Origin of the sequence: Shewanella litoralis (genome assembly GCF_009828585.1) — a bacterium.
Lineage (GTDB): Bacteria > Pseudomonadota > Gammaproteobacteria > Enterobacterales > Shewanellaceae > Shewanella > Shewanella litoralis.
The window spans coordinates 1-23945 of the sequence record NZ_WSRZ01000008.1 but is presented as its reverse complement, the minus strand read 5'-3'; the positions used below and the strand labels follow the sequence as shown (position 1 = coordinate 23945).

General features: G+C 42.5%; 21 protein-coding genes. 10 read left to right on the top strand and 11 right to left on the bottom strand.

Going from position 1 to position 23945, the window contains the following annotated elements; translation table 11 throughout:
- Window positions 1-91: 91 nt before the first annotated feature.
- Entirely contained in the window at window positions 92-1051 is a 960-nt protein-coding gene (locus GQA99_RS08340) for a LysR family transcriptional regulator (protein WP_160053436.1), read from the bottom strand.
- A 432-nt stretch (window positions 1052-1483) separates the two neighbouring features.
- On the opposite strand from GQA99_RS08340, the gene GQA99_RS08335 reads away from it, so the two are divergent.
- The 4 genes from GQA99_RS08335 (at window position 1484) to nrfD (ending at window position 4113) form a co-directional block, all read left to right on the top strand.
- Window positions 1484-1948, top strand: coding sequence for a hypothetical protein (locus tag GQA99_RS08335; protein ID WP_160053435.1), 465 nt, complete (start codon window positions 1484-1486; stop codon window positions 1946-1948).
- A gap of 75 nt (window positions 1949-2023) precedes the next feature.
- Window positions 2024-2488: a multiheme c-type cytochrome gene (locus GQA99_RS08330; protein ID WP_160053434.1), complete on the top strand. Its 465-nt coding sequence runs from the start codon at window positions 2024-2026 to the stop codon at window positions 2486-2488.
- A 6-nt stretch (window positions 2489-2494) separates the two neighbouring features.
- Window positions 2495-3175: a 4Fe-4S dicluster domain-containing protein gene (locus tag GQA99_RS08325; RefSeq protein ID WP_160053433.1), complete on the top strand. Its 681-nt coding sequence runs from the start codon at window positions 2495-2497 to the stop codon at window positions 3173-3175.
- Window positions 3172-4113 (top strand): cytochrome c nitrite reductase subunit NrfD, encoded by a 942-nt coding sequence (gene nrfD, locus GQA99_RS08320; protein ID WP_160053432.1) that lies wholly within the window; start codon window positions 3172-3174, stop codon window positions 4111-4113. The genes GQA99_RS08325 and nrfD overlap by 4 nt, the downstream gene beginning before the upstream one ends.
- Before the next feature lie 86 nt (window positions 4114-4199).
- On the opposite strand, the gene GQA99_RS08315 is transcribed toward nrfD, so the two are convergent.
- The 5 genes from GQA99_RS08315 to GQA99_RS08295 all read right to left on the bottom strand — a co-directional run bounded on the left by GQA99_RS08315 (window position 4200) and on the right by GQA99_RS08295 (window position 11761).
- Window positions 4200-4880, bottom strand: a complete 681-nt coding sequence (locus tag GQA99_RS08315) for a Fe2+-dependent dioxygenase (protein WP_160053431.1) — start codon at window positions 4878-4880, stop codon at window positions 4200-4202.
- Window positions 4881-5103: 223 nt separating this feature from the next.
- Window positions 5104-7416 (bottom strand): TonB-dependent receptor, encoded by a 2313-nt coding sequence (locus GQA99_RS08310; protein ID WP_160053430.1) that lies wholly within the window; start codon window positions 7414-7416, stop codon window positions 5104-5106.
- A gap of 282 nt (window positions 7417-7698) precedes the next feature.
- Complete coding sequence (gloA2, locus tag GQA99_RS08305; RefSeq protein ID WP_160053429.1) at window positions 7699-8085, bottom strand: SMU1112c/YaeR family gloxylase I-like metalloprotein; 387 nt, start codon at window positions 8083-8085, stop codon at window positions 7699-7701.
- A 173-nt stretch (window positions 8086-8258) separates the two neighbouring features.
- Entirely contained in the window at window positions 8259-10322 is a 2064-nt protein-coding gene (locus GQA99_RS08300; protein WP_160053428.1) for a PhoX family protein, read from the bottom strand.
- A 182-nt stretch (window positions 10323-10504) separates the two neighbouring features.
- Window positions 10505-11761: a DEAD/DEAH box helicase gene (locus GQA99_RS08295; protein WP_160053427.1), complete on the bottom strand. Its 1257-nt coding sequence runs from the start codon at window positions 11759-11761 to the stop codon at window positions 10505-10507.
- A 224-nt stretch (window positions 11762-11985) separates the two neighbouring features.
- On the opposite strand from GQA99_RS08295, the gene GQA99_RS08290 reads away from it, so the two are divergent.
- Window positions 11986-12156, top strand: a complete 171-nt coding sequence (locus GQA99_RS08290; protein ID WP_160053426.1) for a hypothetical protein — start codon at window positions 11986-11988, stop codon at window positions 12154-12156.
- On the opposite strand, the gene GQA99_RS08285 is transcribed toward GQA99_RS08290, so the two are convergent.
- A complete protein-coding gene (locus GQA99_RS08285) occupies window positions 12153-12644 on the bottom strand; it encodes a GNAT family N-acetyltransferase (protein ID WP_160053425.1) in 492 nt (163 codons plus the stop codon). The two genes, GQA99_RS08290 and GQA99_RS08285, sit on opposite strands and share 4 nt — an antisense overlap.
- Before the next feature lie 82 nt (window positions 12645-12726).
- Here GQA99_RS08285 and GQA99_RS08280 point away from each other — a divergent pair, with 82 nt between their 5' ends.
- Window positions 12727-13164: a DUF3429 domain-containing protein gene (locus tag GQA99_RS08280; protein WP_160053424.1), complete on the top strand. Its 438-nt coding sequence runs from the start codon at window positions 12727-12729 to the stop codon at window positions 13162-13164.
- Window positions 13165-13281: 117 nt separating this feature from the next.
- On the opposite strand, the gene GQA99_RS08275 is transcribed toward GQA99_RS08280, so the two are convergent.
- Entirely contained in the window at window positions 13282-16329 is a 3048-nt protein-coding gene (locus GQA99_RS08275) for a transglycosylase domain-containing protein (RefSeq protein WP_160053423.1), read from the bottom strand.
- A gap of 257 nt (window positions 16330-16586) precedes the next feature.
- Here GQA99_RS08275 and GQA99_RS08270 point away from each other — a divergent pair, with 257 nt between their 5' ends.
- From GQA99_RS08270 to GQA99_RS08255, 4 genes are all read left to right on the top strand, one after another.
- Window positions 16587-17456 carry a DUF72 domain-containing protein gene (locus tag GQA99_RS08270; RefSeq protein WP_500691080.1) on the top strand — a complete coding sequence of 290 codons (870 nt, stop codon included), beginning with the start codon at window positions 16587-16589 and terminating at the stop codon, window positions 17454-17456.
- 129 nt (window positions 17457-17585) lie between these two features.
- The gene (gene rluF / locus GQA99_RS08265; protein ID WP_160053421.1) at window positions 17586-18467 is read left to right on the top strand and encodes a 23S rRNA pseudouridine(2604) synthase RluF; all 882 of its coding nucleotides are present in this window, start codon (window positions 17586-17588) and stop codon (window positions 18465-18467) included.
- Between the two features lie 420 nt (window positions 18468-18887).
- A complete protein-coding gene (locus GQA99_RS08260) occupies window positions 18888-19520 on the top strand; it encodes a helix-turn-helix domain-containing protein (protein ID WP_160053420.1) in 633 nt (210 codons plus the stop codon).
- Window positions 19521-19671: 151 nt separating this feature from the next.
- Window positions 19672-21489 (top strand): hypothetical protein, encoded by a 1818-nt coding sequence (locus GQA99_RS08255; protein ID WP_160053419.1) that lies wholly within the window; start codon window positions 19672-19674, stop codon window positions 21487-21489.
- Between the two features lie 141 nt (window positions 21490-21630).
- Here the strand turns inward: GQA99_RS08255 and GQA99_RS08250 are convergent, their stop codons facing one another.
- The 3 genes from GQA99_RS08250 to GQA99_RS08240 all read right to left on the bottom strand — a co-directional run bounded on the left by GQA99_RS08250 (window position 21631) and on the right by GQA99_RS08240 (window position 23793).
- Window positions 21631-22230: a hypothetical protein gene (locus GQA99_RS08250; RefSeq protein ID WP_160053418.1), complete on the bottom strand. Its 600-nt coding sequence runs from the start codon at window positions 22228-22230 to the stop codon at window positions 21631-21633.
- A gap of 52 nt (window positions 22231-22282) precedes the next feature.
- Entirely contained in the window at window positions 22283-23314 is a 1032-nt protein-coding gene (locus tag GQA99_RS08245; protein ID WP_160053417.1) for a hypothetical protein, read from the bottom strand.
- 74 nt (window positions 23315-23388) lie between these two features.
- Complete coding sequence (locus GQA99_RS08240; RefSeq protein ID WP_160053416.1) at window positions 23389-23793, bottom strand: hypothetical protein; 405 nt, start codon at window positions 23791-23793, stop codon at window positions 23389-23391.
- Between the last annotated feature and the right edge of the window lie 152 nt (window positions 23794-23945).

Sequence of the window (23945 nt, the reverse complement as noted above, 5' to 3'; positions counted from 1 at the left end):
CAGATGATAAAACTATCAACTTATTGGCATCATAAAGCGGGAGGATATATTCATTATCCTGCACACTTAAAACGTAGATATGCTGTCAAACTTATACTAGCTCTAAGGTTAATTCGCGGATTTTTTTCTTTAACCAGGTAGATTCTTCGTTGTCTGTCGTAGGGTAAGTCACCATTACCAGCTTTAAAGGCTCAACGACTTGAAAAATACGTTCACACTCCACTTCTGATAACTGGCAAGCATGGATACCTGAGTCATCATCGAGCATGTCGTATACCGCTTTATAGGGCGTAATTGCTAACGAGTTACAATCAGAGAGGTACTCAAATAACGATGAAATGCTGGTAATCGTCATTTCAGTATTTAAGGTAAGCTTATGAGATTGGCAATATTCTTGAAACGGATTAAGCACCGGCGCCTGCACGCCAATAAAGGTATTGATAAACGGATAGTTAGAAATAGTTTCGAGGCTAATTTCTTGTTTTAAAATAGGGTGTTTTTTACAACACAATAAGTACTGACGGTTTAATGTTGCAAGCACTTCAACCTGCAAATTTTGATCAAAAAAACGTATTTCATCAGGGTCTTTACAACAACACATAACGATACCATGAGGGTCGTTGGTCAGGGTTTCGAGTGAGTGATTACTCCAACTACTGACGTTGATGTGAATATTTTTATTGTGTACTTTGATGGCATGCATCAAGGCTCTAGGATATGCGTGCGCTATCATGCCTGGGAAGGTTAATTCAAAATAGCGATGGTGTAATTGCTCTGCACTGTTGACCCGATTAAAATGTTTTGCACAATCAACAATCTCTTTGGCTATGGGGTAAATTTTTCCGGCATAATCATTCGGCACTAAGCCGTATTTTCGCCTAATAAACAGGTCATCGCCAAAAATTAATCTTGCCGTGTGTAAGCAGCGACTAATTTTTGATGCGGGTATATCTAACATTCTAGAGACATGCGTAGCTGACTTATGCTCATATAGGTTAACTAATATAGTGAGCGTTAATAAATCCAATTTATCTAATTCAATCGGTTTCATATCAATGTCTCCTGTTGCAAATGCAACCTATAATATTAACCAAACAGCAAATATATGATAACGATATTTTAATTATTTACTATTTAGTTAACCTAGATCATTAAATTCACAAAACTAAATTCCTAAAACCCACAGATAATCACGAATTACAATTTACGTAATCCCTATTTGAGCAAAATAGATTTTAACTAACCAAAATTGCATAACTAGCATTACTCATTAATGCTTTATTTATTACCCAAAAACCTAAAACAAAAAGATAAAAACAGTGAATTAGAGCCACCCCTAAACTCTCACCAACAATCAGCAACTCATTGTGATTTATTGATTAAGATCAATTAAATCGACCACATCAGGCATAGTATTGATCATGCATCTACGACAAAGGATGGTTTTAAAAAAATAATTTTAAAATGCGTTTGGGAGGTATATATGTTTACTTCAGTCTTTTTAAGTTATGCGTTTGTGTACTCAGTTCTGTTTATTGCCGTTCCTTTTATCATTGTCATGTTTATTATGACATGTATTAAGTTCTTCAAAACAGATCACGAAGAGCACACTATCACGCTCAAAAAAGCGCTTTTTGACACCCAAAGCTTTGATTTCATGAAATCACTACAAGCAATGGTGGGAGGAAAGTACGATGTTTGCTGCAATGTCCCCATGGACAATGTGTTTGAAATGGATGCCCATACCGCAGCCGAAAACCACACGAAACTCGATTACGTAGTCATAGACCATGACTCATCTGAAGTGAAATTGATTATCTCTGATTTCAGTAAAGAAGATGACGCTAACGCGAAAAGTTTATTCGAGAAATTCAATGTGAAATTGGTTGAAATGGCTCGAGGCAAACCTTATGACGTGCAGATGTTGCAAGGCGTGTTACCTGCGTGAAAACCCTGTCGGGTGGCAGCTTACTACTCTCACCCGACATTTCCTGTGATCAAACCATTGTAGAGAGGACTGGCTATGTCCCGTATAAACTGGCTACTGATGTTAAGTGCAAGTGTATTATCGCTTGCCCTTATTAGTCAGCAAGCACATTGCAATGACTCTACTGAGCAAATTAACAATGACTCGTGCATGAAATGCCATAAACGCAATGGCAAAATGCAGGGACATCACGCCCTCGATGAGCTTAATTTAAGCTGCAGTTCTTGTCATGGTGAAAAAGGTAATCACCCTAAAAAACCGAATGATTTAATGGTGTTTTCAGCCGACAGCGACCTAGCCGTTGCGACCCAAAACAATGTCTGCTTAACATGCCATATCCCTAAAAAGTTAGCAGATACTGAGTGGACTCATAATGTACATGCGCAAAAAGTTGCGTGCAGTGCATGCCATCAATTGCATCCGCAAACTGACAGAATAATGACCTTAACAACCAAACAACGTAGTGATGAATGCCAGCGTTGTCATAGTGTGCAGAGGTAATACATTATGGAAAATTCAAGAAGAGATTTCCTGAGAAGAACCTGTGCATTAGTTGCGGGAGTGTCAGTTTCTCCTTTCGCGGTCAATGGCACCACAGATGCAGAAACTGAACAAGCCATAAAGTACGCCATCATTCATGATGAAACCAAATGCATTGGCTGTAATGCCTGCGTTGAAGCATGTCGTGAAACCAACCATGTACCTGAAGGCGTAACCCGTTTAAGCATCGAAAAAACAGGCCCTTATGGTGAGTACCCTGATCAGTATTACCACTTTACCCGCCACTCTTGCGAGCATTGCGAAGACGCGCCTTGTGTCAATGTGTGCCCAACAGGTGCTGCTTATATTGATAAGAAAACCGGTATAGTATCGGTGCATGCCGATAAATGCGTTGGTTGCCAATATTGCCTTTTAGCTTGCCCTTATGAAATACGCTTTATCAATCCAGTCACTAAAGCGGCCGACAAGTGCGACTTTTGTAAAGAGACAAATCTTAAACAAGGTAAACAGCCAGCCTGTGTTGAAGCCTGTCCAACTAATGCATTGGTGTTTGGTAACCTTAAAGATCCCGACTCGTTAATCGTTGCGACCTTAAAAGCTAATGCGACTCAACGAAACAAACAAGATTTAGGCACCCGCCCTAAACTGTTTAGAATTACCGCCAAACCAGGGGAGATTACATTATGAGTGCCTTCCACTTTGACTCGTTAGTCTGGCATTGGCCGATTGCCATTTATCTGTTTTTGGCTGGGGTGTCTGCTGGGGCGATGTTTTTTGCTGTGCTGTTAAAGCATGCGTGTCTTAAAGACCAAGCTTATCGCTCTGGTTTTGTGCAAGCTGCCTGTATTGTCGCGCCAATTGCGGTGTTAGCAGGGCTGGGTATTTTGGTGCTCGACTTAACCAAGCCTTTTGAGTTTTGGAAAATATTAGTTTTTTACAACCCAACCTCGGTGATGTCCATAGGCGTTGTGGTGCTGATGATTTACCAGGTATTTATGTATGCCTGGATAGCCATCACCTTTCGTAAACCTATTGAGGACTGGTGTCGACCACGGTTTGCATTTATCACTAAGCTCAGTGAAAAATTAGCCCGCTATGAAGCTAGTGTGACCGGATTGCTGATTATATTTTCGGTGGCATTAGGGGCGTATACCGGCTTTTTACTCTCAGCCCAACCGCGCTTTCCAATGCTGAACAACCCTGTATTACCTTTACTGTTTTTAGCTTCTGGTTTGTCGTCTGGCTCTGCAGCCTCGTTATTAGGTGGGGTGTTACTTAACGGCAACCCTAACGGTAAAGAAGTACACTTTATTCACCGCGTTGAAATCCCGTTAATTTTGGGTGAAATCGTACTCATGTTTACCTTCTTTGCTGGGCTTATTCTCAGTGGAGGCCAAAGTAAAATGGCGGCCTTTACTGCCATTGGCGAAGGATTTTGGGGATGGGTGTTCTGGTTCGGTATTATGGGATTGGGATTGTCTGCGCCTTTAGCCATGAACCTGTTTATGACTGCTACCTCAAAACGTACGTTTTCATACGTGGCCGGTACAGCGTGTTTAAGTTTACTTGGGGTGATTTTACTGCGTAACTTTATTCTTTACACTGGGCAGATGACGATAAGCTAATAAATTAAACACAATATATTAAAAACAATAAATTCAACAAGTTCAATGGGCGTATATTGACAAAATATACGCCCTTTTTGTGATGTTTATACCTGAGTAAACTGCCGGATTAAGTTGTGATACACATTGTGTAAATTGTCGAGTTCAGCGCGATCGGTTTTGTTGGCATTAATCAGCTTTTGAATACTCTGGTCAAGTTGATACAAGGTTTGGCGTAAGCTTGTATCTGCCACCATGCTTTGCATCCAGGTAATTGCAGCAACACGTTGGCCGCGAGTGACCGCGGTGACTTTATGTAAACTGCTTGATGGATACACCACGGCATACCCTGCTGGCAGTTTAATTTGCTGCTGACCAAACTCGGTAGAGATAACCAATTCACCGCCGTCGTATTCTTCTGGCTCACTTAAAAAAACCGTCATCGACACGTCGCTGCGGATCACCTCGCTGGTATGTGGAATACGCATAATCGCGGCGTCCACATGGTAGCCATACTCTTCGGTTTCGCTGTAGCGGTTAAAACACGGTGGGAAAATTTTATGCGGTAATGCCGCTGAAACTACTTTAGGCGTGTCACCAATACGTGCTAATAACTGATTAGCCAGTTGTTGTACCTTGGCGTCTTGCGCATCAGCTTGATGATTTTGTTTAACAGATGCTGCCATGCCCATTGCCGTTTGACGACCGTCGCCCCAGGGACATTGCGCCAGCTGCTGACGATAAGCGCTAACCTGCTCTTTATTTAGAACTTTTTCTATAACAACCATGCACTTATCCTTATTAGAATATTATCTACTTTAGGCTCTGTCACGAAGCTCAATACAATGTAGATGACTGTCGGTGTAGTCATCTACATTAAAGTCATTTGAAGCCGTAATGGGGTTTGTGAGCTGGCTTCCTAAAATCAAAAAACCAACGCTTAACGAGAGGCTAAGCGTTGGAGTGAGTGGTTAACTAATCAATGGTTAACCATTGATTACTAACTACGGATTAAAATTCGTATGTCATCGACAGTTTTGAGTTACGCGCATCACCCAGATACATAAATGCACCTGAACGGTATGCTGCGGTCCAATACTCTTCATCCATTACGTTACCCACATTTAAGCGAAATGTTAAGGCTTCTGTGGCATTGTAGCTGGCAAATAAATCAACCACTTGATAGCTAGGTACTTCAATATTGTAACGTTCATTTGTGCTGTCGTAATCTGCGGCAGTATCAGGTTGTCCGCCGAACATGTTGCTCTGATATGTGTAGCTGCCACCGATAACAAATGATTCTGTTAACTGATAACGTAATTGTAAATACGCGCTTTCGTCGGCAAAGTTACTGAGTGCTAAACCAATGTTTGCTGAGTTGTAAGAATCCAATACTTCTGAATCCATTTTAGCCGCCGAAAATTGTATGCTCAGCTTATCTGTAATATTACCGACCATGCCAAATTCAATCCCTTTAACGCGGTTTTTACCTGTGTTTAGCGTACCTAGGGTTGCATAGTCGTCTTCGCCTACACTTTCCATTACGTCACTTTTTGTGATTTGGAAAATAGAGGCTGAGAACATCATTTTATCGTCAAATAACATCCACTTGGTACCAAGTTCAATGTTTTCTACAATTTCAGCATCGGCTTCACTGGCTTGATCTTCAGTACCACATACACCGCCATAACCACAGTTGCCGCCTAGGTCAGACTCGCCACCATTGATGTTGGTTGCTGTACTGTAGTTAGCATAAATATTGGCATCTTCAGACAGATCGTAAACTAAACCGAAGTTAAAGTTATACATGGTGTCTGAATATTCATATAAGGTGTTGCTGGTTTGGTTGCTGTAGTCGAAGCTGTCGAGTCTTAAACCATAAAACATCGACAGTTGCTCTGTCAGTTCAACGTTATCCATCATGTATGCTGCAACAGTTTGGATGTCGAAGATGGCATCTGACTCACCTTTTACATAGGTGCGCCCCATTAACTGGCTGATGTTGTCAACGGTATTACCATTGCCATCGATAATACAGTAGGACTCAGACACGCCGCGTCGGCCATCTGTAGAACAGTTGGTTGAGTTGTTGTTGGTAATGTTATACACACCGTTATCGACGTTTTCGTCAGAGTATTCCAAACCAAAGACTAGCTTGTTGTTAAAACCAAAGATTTTGGTGTTCCAGAATAAGTTGAACTGGGTGCTAAAATAATCTACATCTTGATTACCCTGGTGAGTACTCAATGTTAGCGTATCTTCACCTGGCGCAGTTGCATCGGTATCGGCGCGAGTTGTGCCACTCATACCGGTAGTAATGTAGCCGTTTTCGGTATGGCCCACACGAGTGGCGTTATACAGGGTAATGTCACTATTAAGCTCGTATTCAGTACGCAGGGTAAAAGTGGTCACCTCTGAGTCTAAAAAGTCACCTTCTTGTGCATAGACAGGAATATCTTCTAAAGGCTTACGGGTGTCTTGATCAAAGTAGCTGCCTAAATCGGGTACGTCTTCAGCGCTTATATGATAAACGTCTGCGATGAATGACAGTGCATCGGTGGTTTCATACACACCCGATAACTGCACACCGTCACGTTCACGGCTAATGCCTTCGCGGCCTGGCTTATCTTCTTGTGCGGTTAAACCATTTAATCGTACTGCGACTTTTTCAGACAATGGTAAGTTGTAGTCAATGGTGACACGGCTGTGATCGTCAGTGCCTACACCTAAATCGACACGGCCAAAATCATACGCTACTGAGGCTTTTTTGGTGACGGAGTTAATCGCACCACCTGATGAACCACGGCCAGCAAAGGTTGAGCTTGGGCCTTTGGTAATTTCAACACGCTCAGTAGCAAAGCTTTCACGGGTTGTCATGCCAGGGTCACGTAGGCCATCAACAAACACGTCACTGCGCGCTTCGTGGCCACGGATAATATAACGATCGCCAAACGCGTTACCGTTTTCACCTGTACCTAGGGTTACACCCGCCTGGGCTGACAAAATGTCTTTTAGGTCGGTGTTGCCTGACTCTTGAATTTGGTCTTGGGTTAATACCGTAATCACCTGTGGCGTGTCGACTAACTCTGCTAGACGGCGTTTGTCGGCTGAACTGTTAAACATGTAAACAGAATTTTGCACACCATGTACGCGAATGCGCTCGATAGACTCGTCAGTTTCTGCTGGCTTACAGTTGGCTAATATGTCCTTATCGCACGTTTCTTTAGTGGTGTCAGCGGCATAAACTGCTGGGCTACCAAACACTAATGCCGCGGCAATGGCCTGTGCACCTAACGACAACTTACTGTAACTGTTCGATTTCATGTCTAACATCATCCTATTATTAATTAGCGTTTATGAAAGCTTGTTTATGTGACGCACTCTACATAAATACAATAAAGATCGCAAATACAAATCATTATCATTTGTGTAAAGATTGTAATCTTAGGAGTCTGTTTACGCTGCAACTGATGATAATTAATAACAAGGTAAAGGTAACGTTGACACAAAATAACTTAAGCACGCTGCCAAAAACGACATAGGCAGCGTAAGTATGATCGCAATGAGAGAGTAAAAAGCTAAGCGGTAACGTTGGGAGAAAGCTTGTTAAGCTGTTTGATATAACTCTAATGGCAAACCATCAGGATCACTGAAAAAAGTATATTGCTTATTGGTGTACTCATCGACTCGAATATGCTCAACCTCCACACCCTGTTGTTGTAAATGCTGTACCACTTGATTGATATCGTCAACTTTGAACGCTAGGTGTCGTAATCCTTGCGCCTCTGGAAAACTCGGTCTTTGTGGGGCACCATTAAACGAGAACAGCTCAATTTGGCTACCGTCTGGTAAAGCAAGGTCTAACTTATATGAGTCGCGGATCTCGCGATAATTTTCGGCAATAATCTTCAGCCCCAATATTTGGGTATAAAACGCTTTTGAGCGAGGGTAATCGCTACAAATGATGGCCACATGGTGAATGCCTTTTAGCATAACGCTCCTGTTTTTAATTATATGTTGATAACTTATACGCTGATAAATTATACGTTGATAAATAATAAAACCCTGATAGCACAAGTCTATCAGGGTTTGAACATTAAAAGTGATTACAGCTTAAGGCAACTAATGAGTTATCTCGCAGTTATCTCTAAGCAACCTACAACACATTAAACGCCAACCGCACCGCCATCATCTTTGCGAATAATCACTGTTGCGGCACGTGGACGTACAGTAACACCTGCTGGTGTGGCTTCGTCTGCTTTATCAGAGTAAGGCCAGTTACCTGGGTGCTGAATATTAGCAAAAACGGAAGTGTAATCAGGAGTAATCGCAAAACCGGTGACTTCACAACCGTTTGGCCCAACAAAGAAACGCTTAAGCTGAGTTTGATTGTCGGCACTCACTACTTGTTGGTTACCGTCGGCATCAACCATAGTTGATGGCACAATCGCGAGCATTTGATCGTTAGTTTCTTCACCCACTTCAGAGGCGCCATTATCGGTTTGCACCCATAAAATACCGCGAGGGTCAAACGCCAATCCATCTGGGCTAGCAAACTGATTGAGATCAGTTAAGCCCGATAAGTTAGTTGCTGCATCGCCATCATCTGGCGAACCAAAGACAAAAATATCCCAGCTAAAGTCAGTGGCAGCGTCGCCTTCATCCCAACGGATAATATGACCAAAGTTATTATTTAAACGTGGGTTAGCAGGGTTAGTATTGTCAGTACGTCGGCTGTTATTGGTCAAAGTCAGGTAGACCGTGCCAGTAAATGGATCAACCGCAGCCCATTCTGGGCGGTCCATTGGGGTTGCACCGACCAAATCTGCTGCGCCCGCTGTGTTTAAAATAATTTCTTCTAAAGAACCAAAACTATCCGCTAGTGTACCGCCGTCAGTTGTCATTCCGTCTAGGGTTAAAGGCAACCACTCGCCTACGCCATCTTCATTAAACTTGGCCACATATAAGGTGCCGGCATTCATGTACTTATCGCCTACACTTAAACGATTAGTGCTGTTGGCATCTGCTGCGTCCCATACTGCGTCAGACACAAATTTATACAGGTATTCAAAGCGAGAATCGTGACCAGAATAAAACGTCAGAGGCTTGCCTTCTTCAAGCTTACCAAACACGCAACCTTCGTGACGGAAACGGCCTAATGCTGTGCGCTTAACTGCGCGAGAGTTAGGGTTGTATGGATCAATCTCAACAATATAACCATGGCCATTGGCTTCGTTGCGGTAATCGTTAGCCGCACTTGAACCGCTTGGGGTCATGTCAAAACGAGCAAACTCGTCTAAACGTTCATCGTCATTACCGGCTAAGTGGTTCCAGCCATAACGCGTGTCAGTATTTGGAATGCCAGTGCGTGATTGCACTGCAGTCAGCTCGCCTTTATTCACAAAATATTCTGGCCAGTTTTCTTCACAGGTTAAATACGTGCCCCAGGGCGTGTAGCCATTACCACAGTTGTTTAACGTGCCACGCACCTGGCTGCCGTCAGGCGAGTAGCGAGTTTCAAGGTAAGAGCTATAGGCTAATGGGCCGCTTACATCCATTACGCTCGCACCAGTAAATCGGCGGTTGTAGCTGTCGTTTTCAACCACTTGCCACATGCCAGATACCAGCTTAATACGCACAACTGATACACCATGTGCGTTGATTTCTTTACGCACTTCATCAATAACACTGCGCTTGCCATCGGTGTCGTAAGTTGGGCCTGTTGGGTGCAGAGCATCCTGGTCAATATATTCGTGGTTAATGCACAATAAACCGTCATCACCGGCATCATTGAGCGGGAAGAAATGCATACCATCATGATGCATACCCACAGAATTGGCCTGGTCATCTGCAGTGTTGCTTCCGTCATCTTTCCATGCAGCCGCTTTTGAGTTAAGTGGCGTACCCCAAGGCGCTAATACATAGGCCGAATAGCCAGCAGGAATGGCCACTGCATCGGTTAACGACCCTGGAATTGACTCAAAACCTAACACAGCTGAACTTTGTGTTGGCGCTGTCGGTGTTGTTGGTGTCGTAGGGGTATTAGGCGTACTGCTGTTGTTATCAGAACCACAGGCACTTAATCCAAATCCACCAAAGGCGGTCATGGCACTTAAGCCCAAACCACGCTTAACAAAATTACGGCGTGATAAGTGAGCGTCCATCACTTCATTAAATGGAGTATTATTGCTTTTATTAAAACGAGTTGGGTTAAACGTCGCCTTGCTCATATGTATTCCTTGTGTATGCTCAACATTAGCTGTAGGTATGATTATTCGACAGATAAGATAAGCATCTAATGTGACAGCAAGGTTCAAAAAACATGACAATAATATGGCAATTAAAAGACGATTAATCACGATGATGCGAATACGCCACTCTCATGAGAAAGTGACGCTAAGATACAGTGGCGCTAAGGTGATGACTTTTTATTGCGTGACGGACGTTGACCCAAGGCTTTTTTACGCGCTTGTTGCTTAAGGGCACTTTTGGTGGTTTTACGCGTAGTCACCGCCATTTGTGTTAAATCGGGCTCATAGCCTGTTAACCATTGTTGCGGCAGTCGGCGGTCTAAAAAAGTTTCTAGTTTAACCAGTAACGGCTCGTCATCGACGCTCAGTAACGTGATTGCCTGGCCTTGATTACCTGCACGGCCTGTGCGGCCAATTCGGTGAACATAGTCTTCAACCTGAAACGGTAACTCCATATTAACCACATAATTAAGCTCGTTAATATCTAGACCTCTGGCTGCAACATCAGTGGCCACCAGCGCGGTAAGCTCGCCACTTTTAAACTGGTTTAGCACTTGCTCACGCACGGCTTGTGATAAATCGGCATGAAACGCCTCAGCGCTAACACCTGCATGCTTCATTTGTTTAACAAGGGCATCAGCACCTTGTTTGGTGCGGCTAAAAATCAAGGTTTGCTGCCATTTTTCAAGCTTAATTAAATGACACAATGCCGCACACTTTCGGTTGCTGTCGAGGTTATAAACACGCTCAACGATACTCGCGGCGGTGGTGTTGCGCTTTGCAACTTCGATAACTTTAGGCGATTGCAGTAAGCGTTTACTAAAGCTAAAAATACGATCATCTAACGTGGCTGAAAACAGCAGTGTCTGCCGTGTTTTAGGCACTTGCTTGAGCACATCGATAATCTCATCTTTAAAGCCCATATCCAGCATACGGTCAGCTTCATCAAACACAAGGTGTGTTAACTGCGACAGAGTAAGCGTTCTTTTACGCAATAAATCCAATAATCGCCCTGGGGTTGCTACCAAAATGTCGGTGCCATTGTTGAGCTGAGTAATTTGCCCACCAATACTCACGCCGCCATATACCATTACGCTGTTAATGCCACAGCCAAAGGCATATTGCTCAATACTATGATGAACCTGTTGGGCTAATTCGCGGGTAGGTACCAGCACTAGAGCACGAATAACCTTAATGGCTTTATTAGGACTGAGCGCTTGCTGAGTCAAAATTGACTGCAATATGGGCAGCGCAAAAGCGGCGGTTTTCCCTGTACCGGTTTGCGCGCCAGCCATGACATCTTTACCGCTTAAAATCACCGGTATAGCCTGCAATTGGATCGGCGTCGCTTGCTGGTAATTAAGCTCAGCTAAACGGGTCATTAACGTAGGGTGTAGCGATAATTCAGCAAAAGACATAACAGCTCCAAACAGGTGGATGCGCAGTTTATCATGTCCATTCACATCAAAACAAAGACTCGTAATGACATTGTGTTATGACTTAATGTGACGTTTAACGCATACCTAACAAAGTGCCACAAATAATACTTGACTGTAAAAGTGGGAATTATACAATTTAAACATGTAAAATAATTATATGTTTAATTCATTTGCTATAAATCACTTTATCACGAGGTAGCACCATGAGCTTTTCAATTAGCGGTATTTTTAAACCTGCCAAACAGACAGAATCTGTGAGTCATGTTGCGCCAAAATCTGAACAAACCAACACAGCACCCAAAACAGAAACGTCACAGAAAAAACAAGGTAATGGTGGCAGTTGTTGTGGTGGATGCGGCGGTGCTGGTCATTAATTTTTAACGCTATCACGCTTAAATATTAATAAGTTATCTTTAGCAAACAGCGATGGGTATTGCGAAGTGACCTCCACAAACCCATTGGCCTGAGCGACTTTTAACGAGCCCTGGTTTTGCGCATCAATATAGGCGTAAACCGGGCTAGTGATATATTGCTGTAAAAACAACTTAAGTGCTTGAGTCGCTATGCCCTGCCCCCAGTATTTTCGCCCAATCCAGTAGCCAATTAAACGCACTTCTGGCTCATCGATTGTGGCTAATTCAAGATTGACCCACGATACCAAATGGCCAACCAACAAATTGTTATGCCAAATACCGATTGCGATACCTTGATCATTGGCAAAAATATTTTGCTGCCAGTGTAGGTAAAATGCCTCACGAGTGCGCGCCGGAACATCGGCCATATTGTTGGCGATGGGGTCATTTTGAAACTCAAATAGTAAACTTAAATCTTGTTCGCTAACGTCTTTAAGATAAATATTCATTGTGTTTCACTCACCTATAGGTTGTACAACCAAGATCATTTATATTGGTGTTAACGGTATTATTTACAGCAAAGGAGATACCATGAAAAATATCAGCACTTGGCAATGGCTCGGATTTGCAGGTTTAATTCCGTTTATTGCGTTAAGCCTATTGGCGTTTAATCATAGTGTGCTATCACCTGAGCATACCTTACTTGGCTTTATTAGTTACAGTGCGATTATTTTAAGTTTTATGGCGGGGGCGTTGTGGGGCAAAGCTGTAGTGCTGAACCTCGATGATAATATCGCTAAGCTATTGATTGTCAGTAACGTTATTGCACTAGGTTGCTGGATTGCATTATTAACGCCGTTTGAATTGTCGGCATTAATCTTACTGTTCAGTGGTTACGTGTATTTATTGTATATTGAGTTTAAAGCCAAGCAATTATCAAGTTCTGCCAGCTATATGACTCTGCGCACCATACTCACTAGTATCGTTGCTGTGTGTCATGTAGTGGTGATGCTTAGCTTATATCAATAGCCTTGAATCAATAGCCTTGTAGCCATTCCTTTGTAGCAATGCCTTTGTAGCAAAAGTTCTCTTCACGATAACCAGCCCAATAACCCATGGGCTGGTTAAACAATCGTTTTAATTAAATCACAACCCTGCCTGACACTGCTCGGTTTGATTAATCATTGGCGACAGGATTGGCATCATACCTTTAAGCACTTGCAATGGCAGTGCAGAGGTAAAGCTAAAATCATCTGCCTTTTCCCCGGGAACAAATGCCGTTAAGGTACCAAAGTGACTATCGCCCAGGTAAAACACAAACGTTGCTGTGCGGTTAATCGCCGTTGATGATACCTTGCGCCCATTACGGATTTCGGTTGCGATGCGGTTATCACCTGTGCCGGTTTTACCGCCCATAATAATCGCCTGGCCTTGACTGTCTAACAAGCTGCCATTGAGTCGTCTGGCGGTACCATTTTGCACCACATTCGCAAGCGCGCGCTTAAGGGCTCTGGCCACTTCTTGATGCATCACTCGTGTGACCATTTGCTTATTATTGGCAAGCGTCACCTCATATGGGGTGTCTTTCGCAAATTGCAGCTCATCAATGCGCACGGTTGGGAAACGATAACCGTCATTTTGAATGATGCCCATTAAATCTGCGAGCGCTGCTGGTCTGTCACCCGAACTGCCTAACGCAGAGCCTAACGATGGCACCATATACTCAAACGGATAACCCATTCTCACCCACCGTTGGTGGATACTTAAAAATGCTTCAACCTCAAGCATGACCTGAATACGCACATCGCGGGCATTTTGATGGCGGGTTCTAAATAGCCAACGATACACCTCTTGCAGTTGAGGCTGGGCATCGTCTAATACCTGAGTTAAGCCGGTTTCTGGGTAATCATTTAAATAACGTAATACCCATAACTCCAACGGGTGCACTCGGGCAATATAACCCTGGTCGGCAAGGTTAAATTTTTCTTCGCCGTATTTGTTATACAGTAAGTTAATTTGTTTATCGGTAAAGCTTTTAGTCGGCAAACGCGCTGTTAAAAAGGCCTTAAGTTCGCGGGCACCGTCGTAGGGTTTTAAATAGCGATATGCCGCCGTTAACTTGTGCTCTTGTTGCGAGATCCCATCAAATAACACCTCTAAACGTTGCTCAGGCGCAAGCTGGCGATATTTGCGATAAAAACGTTTTACAAACGAGCTTCCCTCACGCTTAGCAAACGCTTTTAAGTATTCTTCGCGGCGTGGATCTTTGTCATTTCGCAACAATTGCGACACGCTACCTTCGCTATTGTAACTACTGCTGTAGCTAACAATGTCGCGCATTAAGCGTACAAACGGCAAGTTAATCGACTCTTGCAGGGCTTGATATAAGGTAGGTACGCGGCTGTTTTCTTTCTTATTAAAGTTATTAAATACATGCAGACCACCACCCGTAAAGAAGCGCTCTTCTGGTGAAGCTGAATATTCACGTTGCAGCGCCGCGTCGAGCATACGAGTTAAGTTACGGTCACGCGTGGTAATTAAATAATCCACCACCCAGCGAGTAATATGATCTTTGCGCTCTACATCAACCTGGCGCAAATCAGCTACCGTCATAGCTGAGAAACGCTGTTGCAACTCGGCAATAATGTCTAGGTACGTTGCCAACACCCGCAATTTAGCGGTAGAGCCGAGTTCGAGTTTACTGCCTTCGTTAATATCAAAAGGCTGATCAATACTGTCGGTTTGAATACGCACGCGGTTAGCGCTGTCGGTGCTCTCATATAAGGTAAAGCTGTATAGCACTTTATCGAGTTGCTGCACAGACAATAAACGCTCGCCCAATAAACCAATGCGTTCGGCTGAACTGACATTTGCCAGGCTGCGTAAGTAATCACTCACTTTTTGTTGTAAATCACCATGATATGTACTGTTAATCGATAAGTCATAACGGTCTAAATCATATAGATTTACGTCTAACATGCCCGCGGTGCGGATGCGTACAGCGTTAACGCCTTTATTATTGGCAGGGTTAGTTGTTGCTAACTTAGTGGTGTTAAAGGTAAGCGTTTGCTCTAGTGCCGACACCATTAACTGGGTTTCAATCAGGCCATCGCGGCCCAGTAAACGCAAATAACTGTCAACCAATGACTCCAAATCATCATGGCCTTGCAGTAGGTAATATGACGGACGACGCTGAGCAATCATAAGCGCGACAATTTCTCTAAACACCTTGCCACGCTGCGCTGAGTTTTGTTGGGTATGACGACTCAACAGTAGCTGATTGGCCTGAGCAAAATCAGTTTTAAACCATGCCCATAAACCATCACCAATACCATGCACTTCGCCAAAACCGGGGGCCGACGATAACGGCACGGTATTAAGATAATCTTGCACAATACGCTGACGAGCATTAACAGTGCTTTCACCTTGTTGATAGACCCGCACAATGGCCGAGCCAATTTGCAGTAACTTGTCTTTAATGCTTAAGGTTAAGCCATGATTAGAGTGCCTAAATTTTTCAATTTGGGTGGCTAACGTACTGCCGCCCGCTTTAGACATGTCAACGCCGGCAATTTCAGCAATTTGACTGGCCGCGGCCAACACAAAACGAGGCCAATCGACCACAGGGTTGTAGTTGGCTTCTGGGCTGAGCATTTCACGGTTTTCAATAAACAACAGGGTACTGATGACTTGTTGCGGAATATTGTCCTGGTCTTGATACACGCGTTTAGGGTATGAGAAATCAAACACTGTCATGTCGCGGCAGTCTTTAATTAATAAGCCTGATTGGGCTTTTTCATGATAAGGCGGGAAAAAACCTTTTTCGGTGTAATCCATCAACATCGGCGAAAACGCCACTTGCTGGGTAATTTGGTAATTACGTTCGATTAAGCGATCAATTTTTTGCGGCAGTCGGCTATACCCGTGGCGGTCATCAAACGGGCCATATTTAGGGTAAATAACTGCGTCGCTACGATAGTCACGTAACTGATAGGTCAACTTAGTGGCGTATTGGTGTAAAAAGTACGATTGGTAATAAGAGGTTCTTACCTCAAATTCAACCAAATAGGCTGTCGCTAACACAAAAATAATCAGTAACCAGCCGGCTTTACTTTTACGGACTTTAACCGGCTTTGCCGAAGACGCTTTAGGGCGGTAATTATCAAACTGACTTTCAGGATCAGAACTAGACACAAACACTCCAACTCACGCTTAACACCAAGATAATGCATTTTTTGTTTTCTGGCTGATATGATAACCAGATAGCATAGCCAATGATGCTAATTTTATCAGATGGGCAAACTGATTAGATATAGACAAAATAACTAAATATCACTTTTTAAGCCGTTAAAGCGTTTTTTGTCATAAACAAGGCAAAAACCGTTTTTATTCTGAGGAACATTTTGAATACGCATTCCCCGACATCAGCTCAACAACCGCATGCACCATTCATACGATTGGGGTTAGCAATGTGGTCGCAAAACCATTGGCAGCAAACCGTGTATGGCAATAATGACTCAAGCCAGCGACTCGCCCGTTATGCAGAAATATTTAATACCGTAGAGGGCAACACTACGTTTTATGCCACACCTTCATTACAGCAAGCCCAAATTTGGCGTAATGCCGTTAATGACACCTTTCGCTTTACCTTTAAACTGCCTAAACACATTACTCACGAATTAAAGCTGCACAATGCCGGCCCCGCAGTACAACAGTTTTTCTCGGTAATGGCACCATTACTCGACGTAACAGGTATGTGGAAAATACAATTACCGGCCAGCTTTGGTCCACAGCATTTGCCAGCTTTAGCGCAATTTTTAACGCAAGTACCTCAAGGGTTAACCTATGGTGTCGAGGTTCGTCATCCAGCCTTTTTTGCCAAAGGAGACGCCGAACGCGACCTTAATCGCTTACTTATCGATAACCAATGCAATCGCATTATTATGGACACTCGGCCAGTATTTGCTGCGCCACCAACCACGGCCGCGGTAATAGACGCTCATCAAAAAAAGCCTAACGTGCCAGTGCATGCCATTGCCACAGCTCAACATCCAGTAGTGCGTTTTATTGGCCATCCACAGGCCGAAGCAAATGTGCACTTTTTTCAAAACTGGCTTAAGCAACTGCCATTATGGATAAACCAGGGCAAACACCCCTACTTGTTTATTCATACCCCAGACAATCATGATGCACCGCAGCTAGCTGTCGATTTATATCGCTTACTACAGCAACAGCTCATGCATACCCCTACGCCACTAAGCGACATCAACTTACTGGCACAACATCATGATGCAACGGCGCAACTAGGCTTGGATTTGTAATGTGACTTGGATGATTGATTCACCAGGGTTAAGCGTCTGTGCCTTACAGAATAATCAAAAAGTTTATGATATTATCTGCGCCGATCCAGCCTGCCAGTGCAGCGCGTTTATGTTGATAAAGGAACCGCTATGAGTGAATCTGCAACCCGTTTAAATAAATACATCAGCGAGAGTGGCATATGCTCACGTCGAGAAGCCGATCGCTTCATTGAACAGGGCAATGTATTTATTAACGGCAAACGCGCCAAAATTGGCGACACGGTTGAGTTTGGTGACAAAGTGAAAGTCAACGGCCAGGACATTGAGCCACGTGACGAAGCCGATTTAGTGTTCATCGCATTAAACAAGCCTGTTGGTATTGTCAGTACCACCGAAGGTACTGAGCGCGACAATATTGTCGATTTTGTTAACCACAGCGAGCGCATTTTTCCGATTGGTCGCCTAGATAAAGACTCGCAAGGGTTGATATTTTTAACCAACAATGGCGATTTAGTGAATAAGATTTTGCGTGCGGGTAATAATCACGACAAAGAATACGTGGTTACCGTAAATAAACCTATCACCGATGATTTTATCAAAGGCATGTCTGCTGGCGTCCCAATACTAGGCGTAGTGACTAAAAAGTGTAAGGTTGAGCAAGTGTCACCTTATGCATTTAAAATTGTGTTAGTCCAAGGCCTTAACCGCCAAATTCGCCGCATGTGCGAATACTTCAACTTTGAAGTCACCAAGCTTGAGCGCCAATCAATAATGAATGTGTCGCTTAAAGGATTACCGATTGGTGAATGGCGCGATCTAGACGAGCAAGAACTCAGTACCTTAATGAAGTTGATTGAACACTCGTCATCTGAAGTAAAAAAAGCCCCGCAAAAAGCCAAGAAAAAGCCACTCAAGAGTATGCGCGACACCATTGAAGGCCCAGAACACTTTATGCAAGGTCGAGGAAGCAAGCCTAAAAAACCCGCCGCAAACAAGGGCAAATCTAGCCATTCACGTAAACCTAAACGTTAACCGCCTCACAGCACAAAGGGTATATCGTAAAGAATGGGTGTTGAACAAAAAACACCCATTTTACCGTATGCAACAGGATTATAATGTTGTACTATATCGCCCTGCTCATTTAAACAGCAAGTGACGACCTCAAATACAGCGTGTAAACATGTACTTACGCTGTATTTGTCAAGTTATAGCATGAGCATAATGTACAGCTCTATTTTTTTAATTTATCTTACTCGGCTCATAAACTGCACAAATTTAAATGCAAACAATGTGACAAGCCCAGGCAAGATCAGAGTTAGCGCCAAAAATAAAAAATGAGTTAACAGTACGCAATTTTGATAACTAAGCGATGCCACTTTCTGCATAACAGGCAACCGCGAGGCTCAAAAAATACCGCAAAGGGATGCTGTATTTTTAAACAAGGAAAGTAACATGCTCACTAAACACCTGCTTATTCTCGATTTCCCTCTACATCTGCAAGAGCCATTTCAGCATCTTGCAAATCTCATAGAATGCAATCTTATTACATGCAGTTCAAGCTGTGCATCTGCTGAGTTGTCGACGATTGCGAGTATTGAAAATAGCACCGCAATATTGATTCATTACCTTGAGCACCCGCTACAAGAGATAAGCTATTTATCTGCAGAATTGTTTAAGAGTCATTTACATATTGCCTATTGCCCAGCATTAAACGTAGAGCTCGAAGTGATTCTAATCTCTTCTGGATTTCATGCGGCGATGAGCATCGACGCAAGCCTGGTCGATCAAATACAGAGCATAAACAAAGTACAAGATGGCGATATTAGCTTTAGCGATAAAGCCGTATCTAAGTACATTTTGCAAAAAAAACGAGTTCCGTCGTCAGGCAACCGCGCAAAAATTCTTGCTGTTACCACAAAAAAAGAACAACAAATTCTATCGCTTATACTGCATGGACTGACTAACGAAGAAATGGCCAAAGAGCTCAACATTTCCGTTAACACGGTCAAAATGCACGTGCAAAACATTTATAAAAAAACCAAGATTAAAAATCGTGGTCAGCTATTTGCCTACGCAGCAGGTTAACCATCTCTTTTAATAACACCAAGCCAGCATGTATCAGCGACACACATTAAACTCACCTTCAATGGTGGGTTAGCTGCTGCATTGTAATGCAATACTTACTGCACAACCATTGAGCTAAAACGCAGTAATAATCTAATGTAAGGACACATTAATGCACCATAAAAGTTTATTAGCTATTTTAATCTCTAGCGCCCTATTGATGGGTTGTGGTTCATCAGACGATGATTCAACTACAGACGTAACCCAACCAGATGCAGGTACACCAACTACCCCTACAACACCACCGGTGTCTGAATATAATCATCAAATTGCTGGGTTAGCGGTTTATCAAGGCGCATTATCTGGCGCGACAGTGTGCGCTGATTTAAATAAAAACTTAGCTTGTGATAGCGATGAACCATTCGCAATTACCGATGCTGAGGGTAACTATCAGTTAGAGTGGACAAGCGAAGTTGAAACGCCAGACTATTATTTAGTGGCTAACTGGCAAGCGGCAGCAGCAACACAAGCAATCCAGGCCCGCTCTTTAGCGCTTAAGGTTAAAAACCCGACTAACCGAGCAGCACCAAAATCTATCGTTAATGACGCAGGACAAGGTACATTAATCGCAAGCCCTCAATATAATGGCGCGATTAACAACCTAACCCATATCAAGCAGTCTCGTGTGATAGAAATGATGAATCAAAACCTGTCTGACAGTGACATTAGTCAGCTATCAACAGAGTTAGACGCACTATTAGCTATTTTGTATCAATTAGATGCCGACACCTTATACTCAGTTTCTGCTGAAACGTCAGCCACAGCTAATTTTATGCGCATAGACTATGCCATTGCTTATTTACAACAAGTCATCGCGACTCAAATTCCAAACTTAATTGCAGCAGAAAAAATTCTTGCTGCGACTTATGCTCAAATTTGGCAAATATTAAGTGATAGTGGTCTGTCTATCGAAGAGTTCTTCTCAGATGACGCCTTTACCTTAGCTATTAATATACTCTTTAGTGACTCTGCCATCGCATTAGGATTTACAGAATTACCTATCGATTCGCGTATTTTGTCGCAAGATGATTGGGACCTTGTGCTAGGTAATATCATTAATGATAAAGGTTTCACTAATACCTTATCTCTAACCTTATCTTCTGATCTGAGTGGATTTTCTATGCAAAATGCTGACAACACAAAAGTGTTAACCTGGGTATCCGCGCTAGCCGGCCAAGCCTTGGCATTTGAAGCGCCATTAGATGAAGCCGATGACGAGGTTAACGAATGTTGGCACACAACGGACAAGCGCTGGTACACCGAAGACAATGGCCCAGTAACGGAGCCAAGCATTACGGGTAATACCTACAACACGATTTATGCCGGAACGAATGTCCCTGTTACAATCGATATCAATAAAATCACTAACGCGAATACCAGTGACTTTTGGCAATCTGTGTTAAATACATCTCCAGAAAAGCTAAAATTAGACGCATTAACCTGGCCAGATACACTATATAGCTTAACGGTCACTCAAACCGAAGATGTAATGTGCCGAGTAGTTGAAGATTATGAGACATATGAACTATCAAGCTTTGTCACTGAAGAAACACTTTCGACAACAATGGTAGCTGAAATTTTGTTTGATTTTTACTTCCCTCTCGACATCATTATTGATGAAGAAGAACAAACCATTGCTTTGCTTGATAGCAATGGCAACATTGAACAACGTTATCAAATGACAAAAAGCACCAGTCCAAGTGATCATTTATTGATTAAAGTTGCTGAAATCGTTGAAGGCACCGCACAGCAATATGTCTATCCAGACTACTTCTTATTCATAGACCAGCAACTGATGAAAGTTGAACTCCATGAAAAAATGCAAACATCTGCGTCCAATAATGTATCAGTCACCTTTGATAACAACACAGGGTTTACTCAAACGTTATATCAACACTTATATGATCAGGTTAATCCATTGGTATTTTAATTCTAGTCATAGAGCAATTTGTGTCGTCTAATTTAAGGCGTTGTCACAGATAACAATAAACCCCATAAGCAAAAGCGAATGGGGTTTATTTTTAATGCTGCATTATAATTCCGTGTTAATAAATGATCGCTAACATAGACTTTACTGCTCTTCTTCCGCTTGCATACGCTCAACATCTTCTTTGGTATAACCCATCGCATCAGAGATGTAACACATCTTCACCAGTTGGAACATTTGCACCAAACCACTCACCTGCCCGGCATGCATTTGTAAGTTTAATACTGCCATCGTGGCCGCCACTTCATCACCTGGTGCGACCGTACTGCTTAACTCAGATAAAGATTGATTCTTAGTCGCCACCTCATTAATAAGCTGATTATATTCAGTGACGTTTTCAGGTGTATAACAGGTAGAGGTTTCAGGTAATTGCGCTAAAAACTGCTCATACTCTTTTACAAATAGCTTAGCTTGCACCAACGTCTGCTCGCCGAGGGCTTGTAACTCTGTAACCTTACCACTTTGAAATACTGCAGCAGCATTACCCGACGCCACGAGCTGATTAAACTCATCCATCAATACTAATTGCTTGTCGGATAAGACTTTTGCATCTTGTGCTATGGGTTTAGTTTTGGCTTCAAATGCATCAATAGCGCCTTGATTGCTCGCCAACGCAGCAAAGCTCATTGTGGTAATGGCTGTAGTCATGGCCACCAACAAGCTGGCTTTTTTAAAAATATCCATAGATAACATCCTGTAATTGAGTTAAATAAGTAAATGGTTCCAGTATTCTGATTCAGCGTTTCAGATATGGCATTAACCAACTATGAATGGCATAGCTGTATTCTGTGGGTAATCTAAAAGCTAACCATTCTGCACCTAGCCGAGTCACTAAATACGTATTTCTAGTAATGTTTACTACGCCAATAATATCTGAACGTTTATAGGTTTTCTCGTTAAATGCACCATGTTTAATAATCAAAGTATCATTATAAATTCTGAGTTTTGTCCCTGCTGCGCGGTAAAGAAATACCCAAGAAAAAAAGCCAATCAGTAACGCTGATAAAGCGTATTGAATCGGCAAGGATACATAGGGTGTAAAAACGGATTCAGAAAAGAATAATATAAATATCGACATAAAAAATGATATGCCTATGGTACTCATCGCAAACAGCCAAAACCTTAATGATGTAAAAGGCATGCCGCCTACAGTCAGTTGCTGAAAGCCAGATTCGCGTACTAAACCACCTGTTGGAAGTGCAGTGGGCTTATGGTCTTTTAATAACCCTTTAGTACTAAATTTATGCCTTTTATGCTGAACAACTAATGCTAAATCGGTATCAAAGTGTTTTTCAAAAAACATCACGATATTGATCATGGTTGAAACATTTCTGATAGTGATATGCCATTCAGGGTAGCTATAAAACTTAAGCGCATAATGATGCATAACGCTTTGTTGACGATCAAAAAAAGCGTTAAATTCACCGGTAATGAAACCAGACATTTCGAGTAATGAAAGATTGCTATTAGTCACAATCTCTTTTTCTTTGGTTATACCGAACCAGGACTTTGTTTTCACCACCTCTTTACGGGTCGCATCAATCGTTAATCGGTTACGCTTAAACATAGGAAAGAAAAAACAACTGCCGACAAGGGCTATAATGAGTGGCATGAATATCTCACCGGTATCTTGGTAGCCAAACCAGCCTAAATAGATGACACCTGCACCCATTGCCGCCATACCAATACCAAAAACAAAGTCGATAATGCCACCAGTATCTTGTAGCACAATGCAATCATCTGTCTGCTTACAAATTTTATAACTCATAAATCCCTTTAATATTTTTTAGGCATTAAAAAAGCAAAGCCCTATTGATTTAATAATAAGGCTTTTTGACTTAGTTAAGGCTTTTGGGCTAAGTACCAACGTTTATCCTCAAATTGCTCAAAAGAGCACGAACTACCGCGGTAACGCTTCATAACACCCGCTTGATATTTTATACTTATGCTTTTAACTGGATGACCTTTATAAATTGATTCTCTGAACTCATCATCTATCTCAAAAAAATCATATTCCGTTAATGGCTCAGCACCAAAACGTTTTAGGTGTCCCTCTGGCCAATCTTTCTCAAGCATCGCCTCCATTTTCTTCATGGATTTTGGTAATAAATGAAAAAAAAGTTCAAAGTCATTTTTTAAGAAACTGTTAACCATATAGTCTTGGCAGACGGCCTTTAGGTTCGCATCTGAGCCATCTTCAATCCCCGCGAAGCGCTCCAAGGCACTCGCTGAAATACTGAATAACATTATGCTACTTATGGTTATAATGCTTACTCATACACTGGACCTTAAGCATTAAGGCCTGCAAAAATTCCATCTAACGTTATGTCTTTTCTAGATTTTCTTTGTTGTGACTTTTTTGCGTTTATTGTTATATAGCAGACCGCCCAGTCTATCTT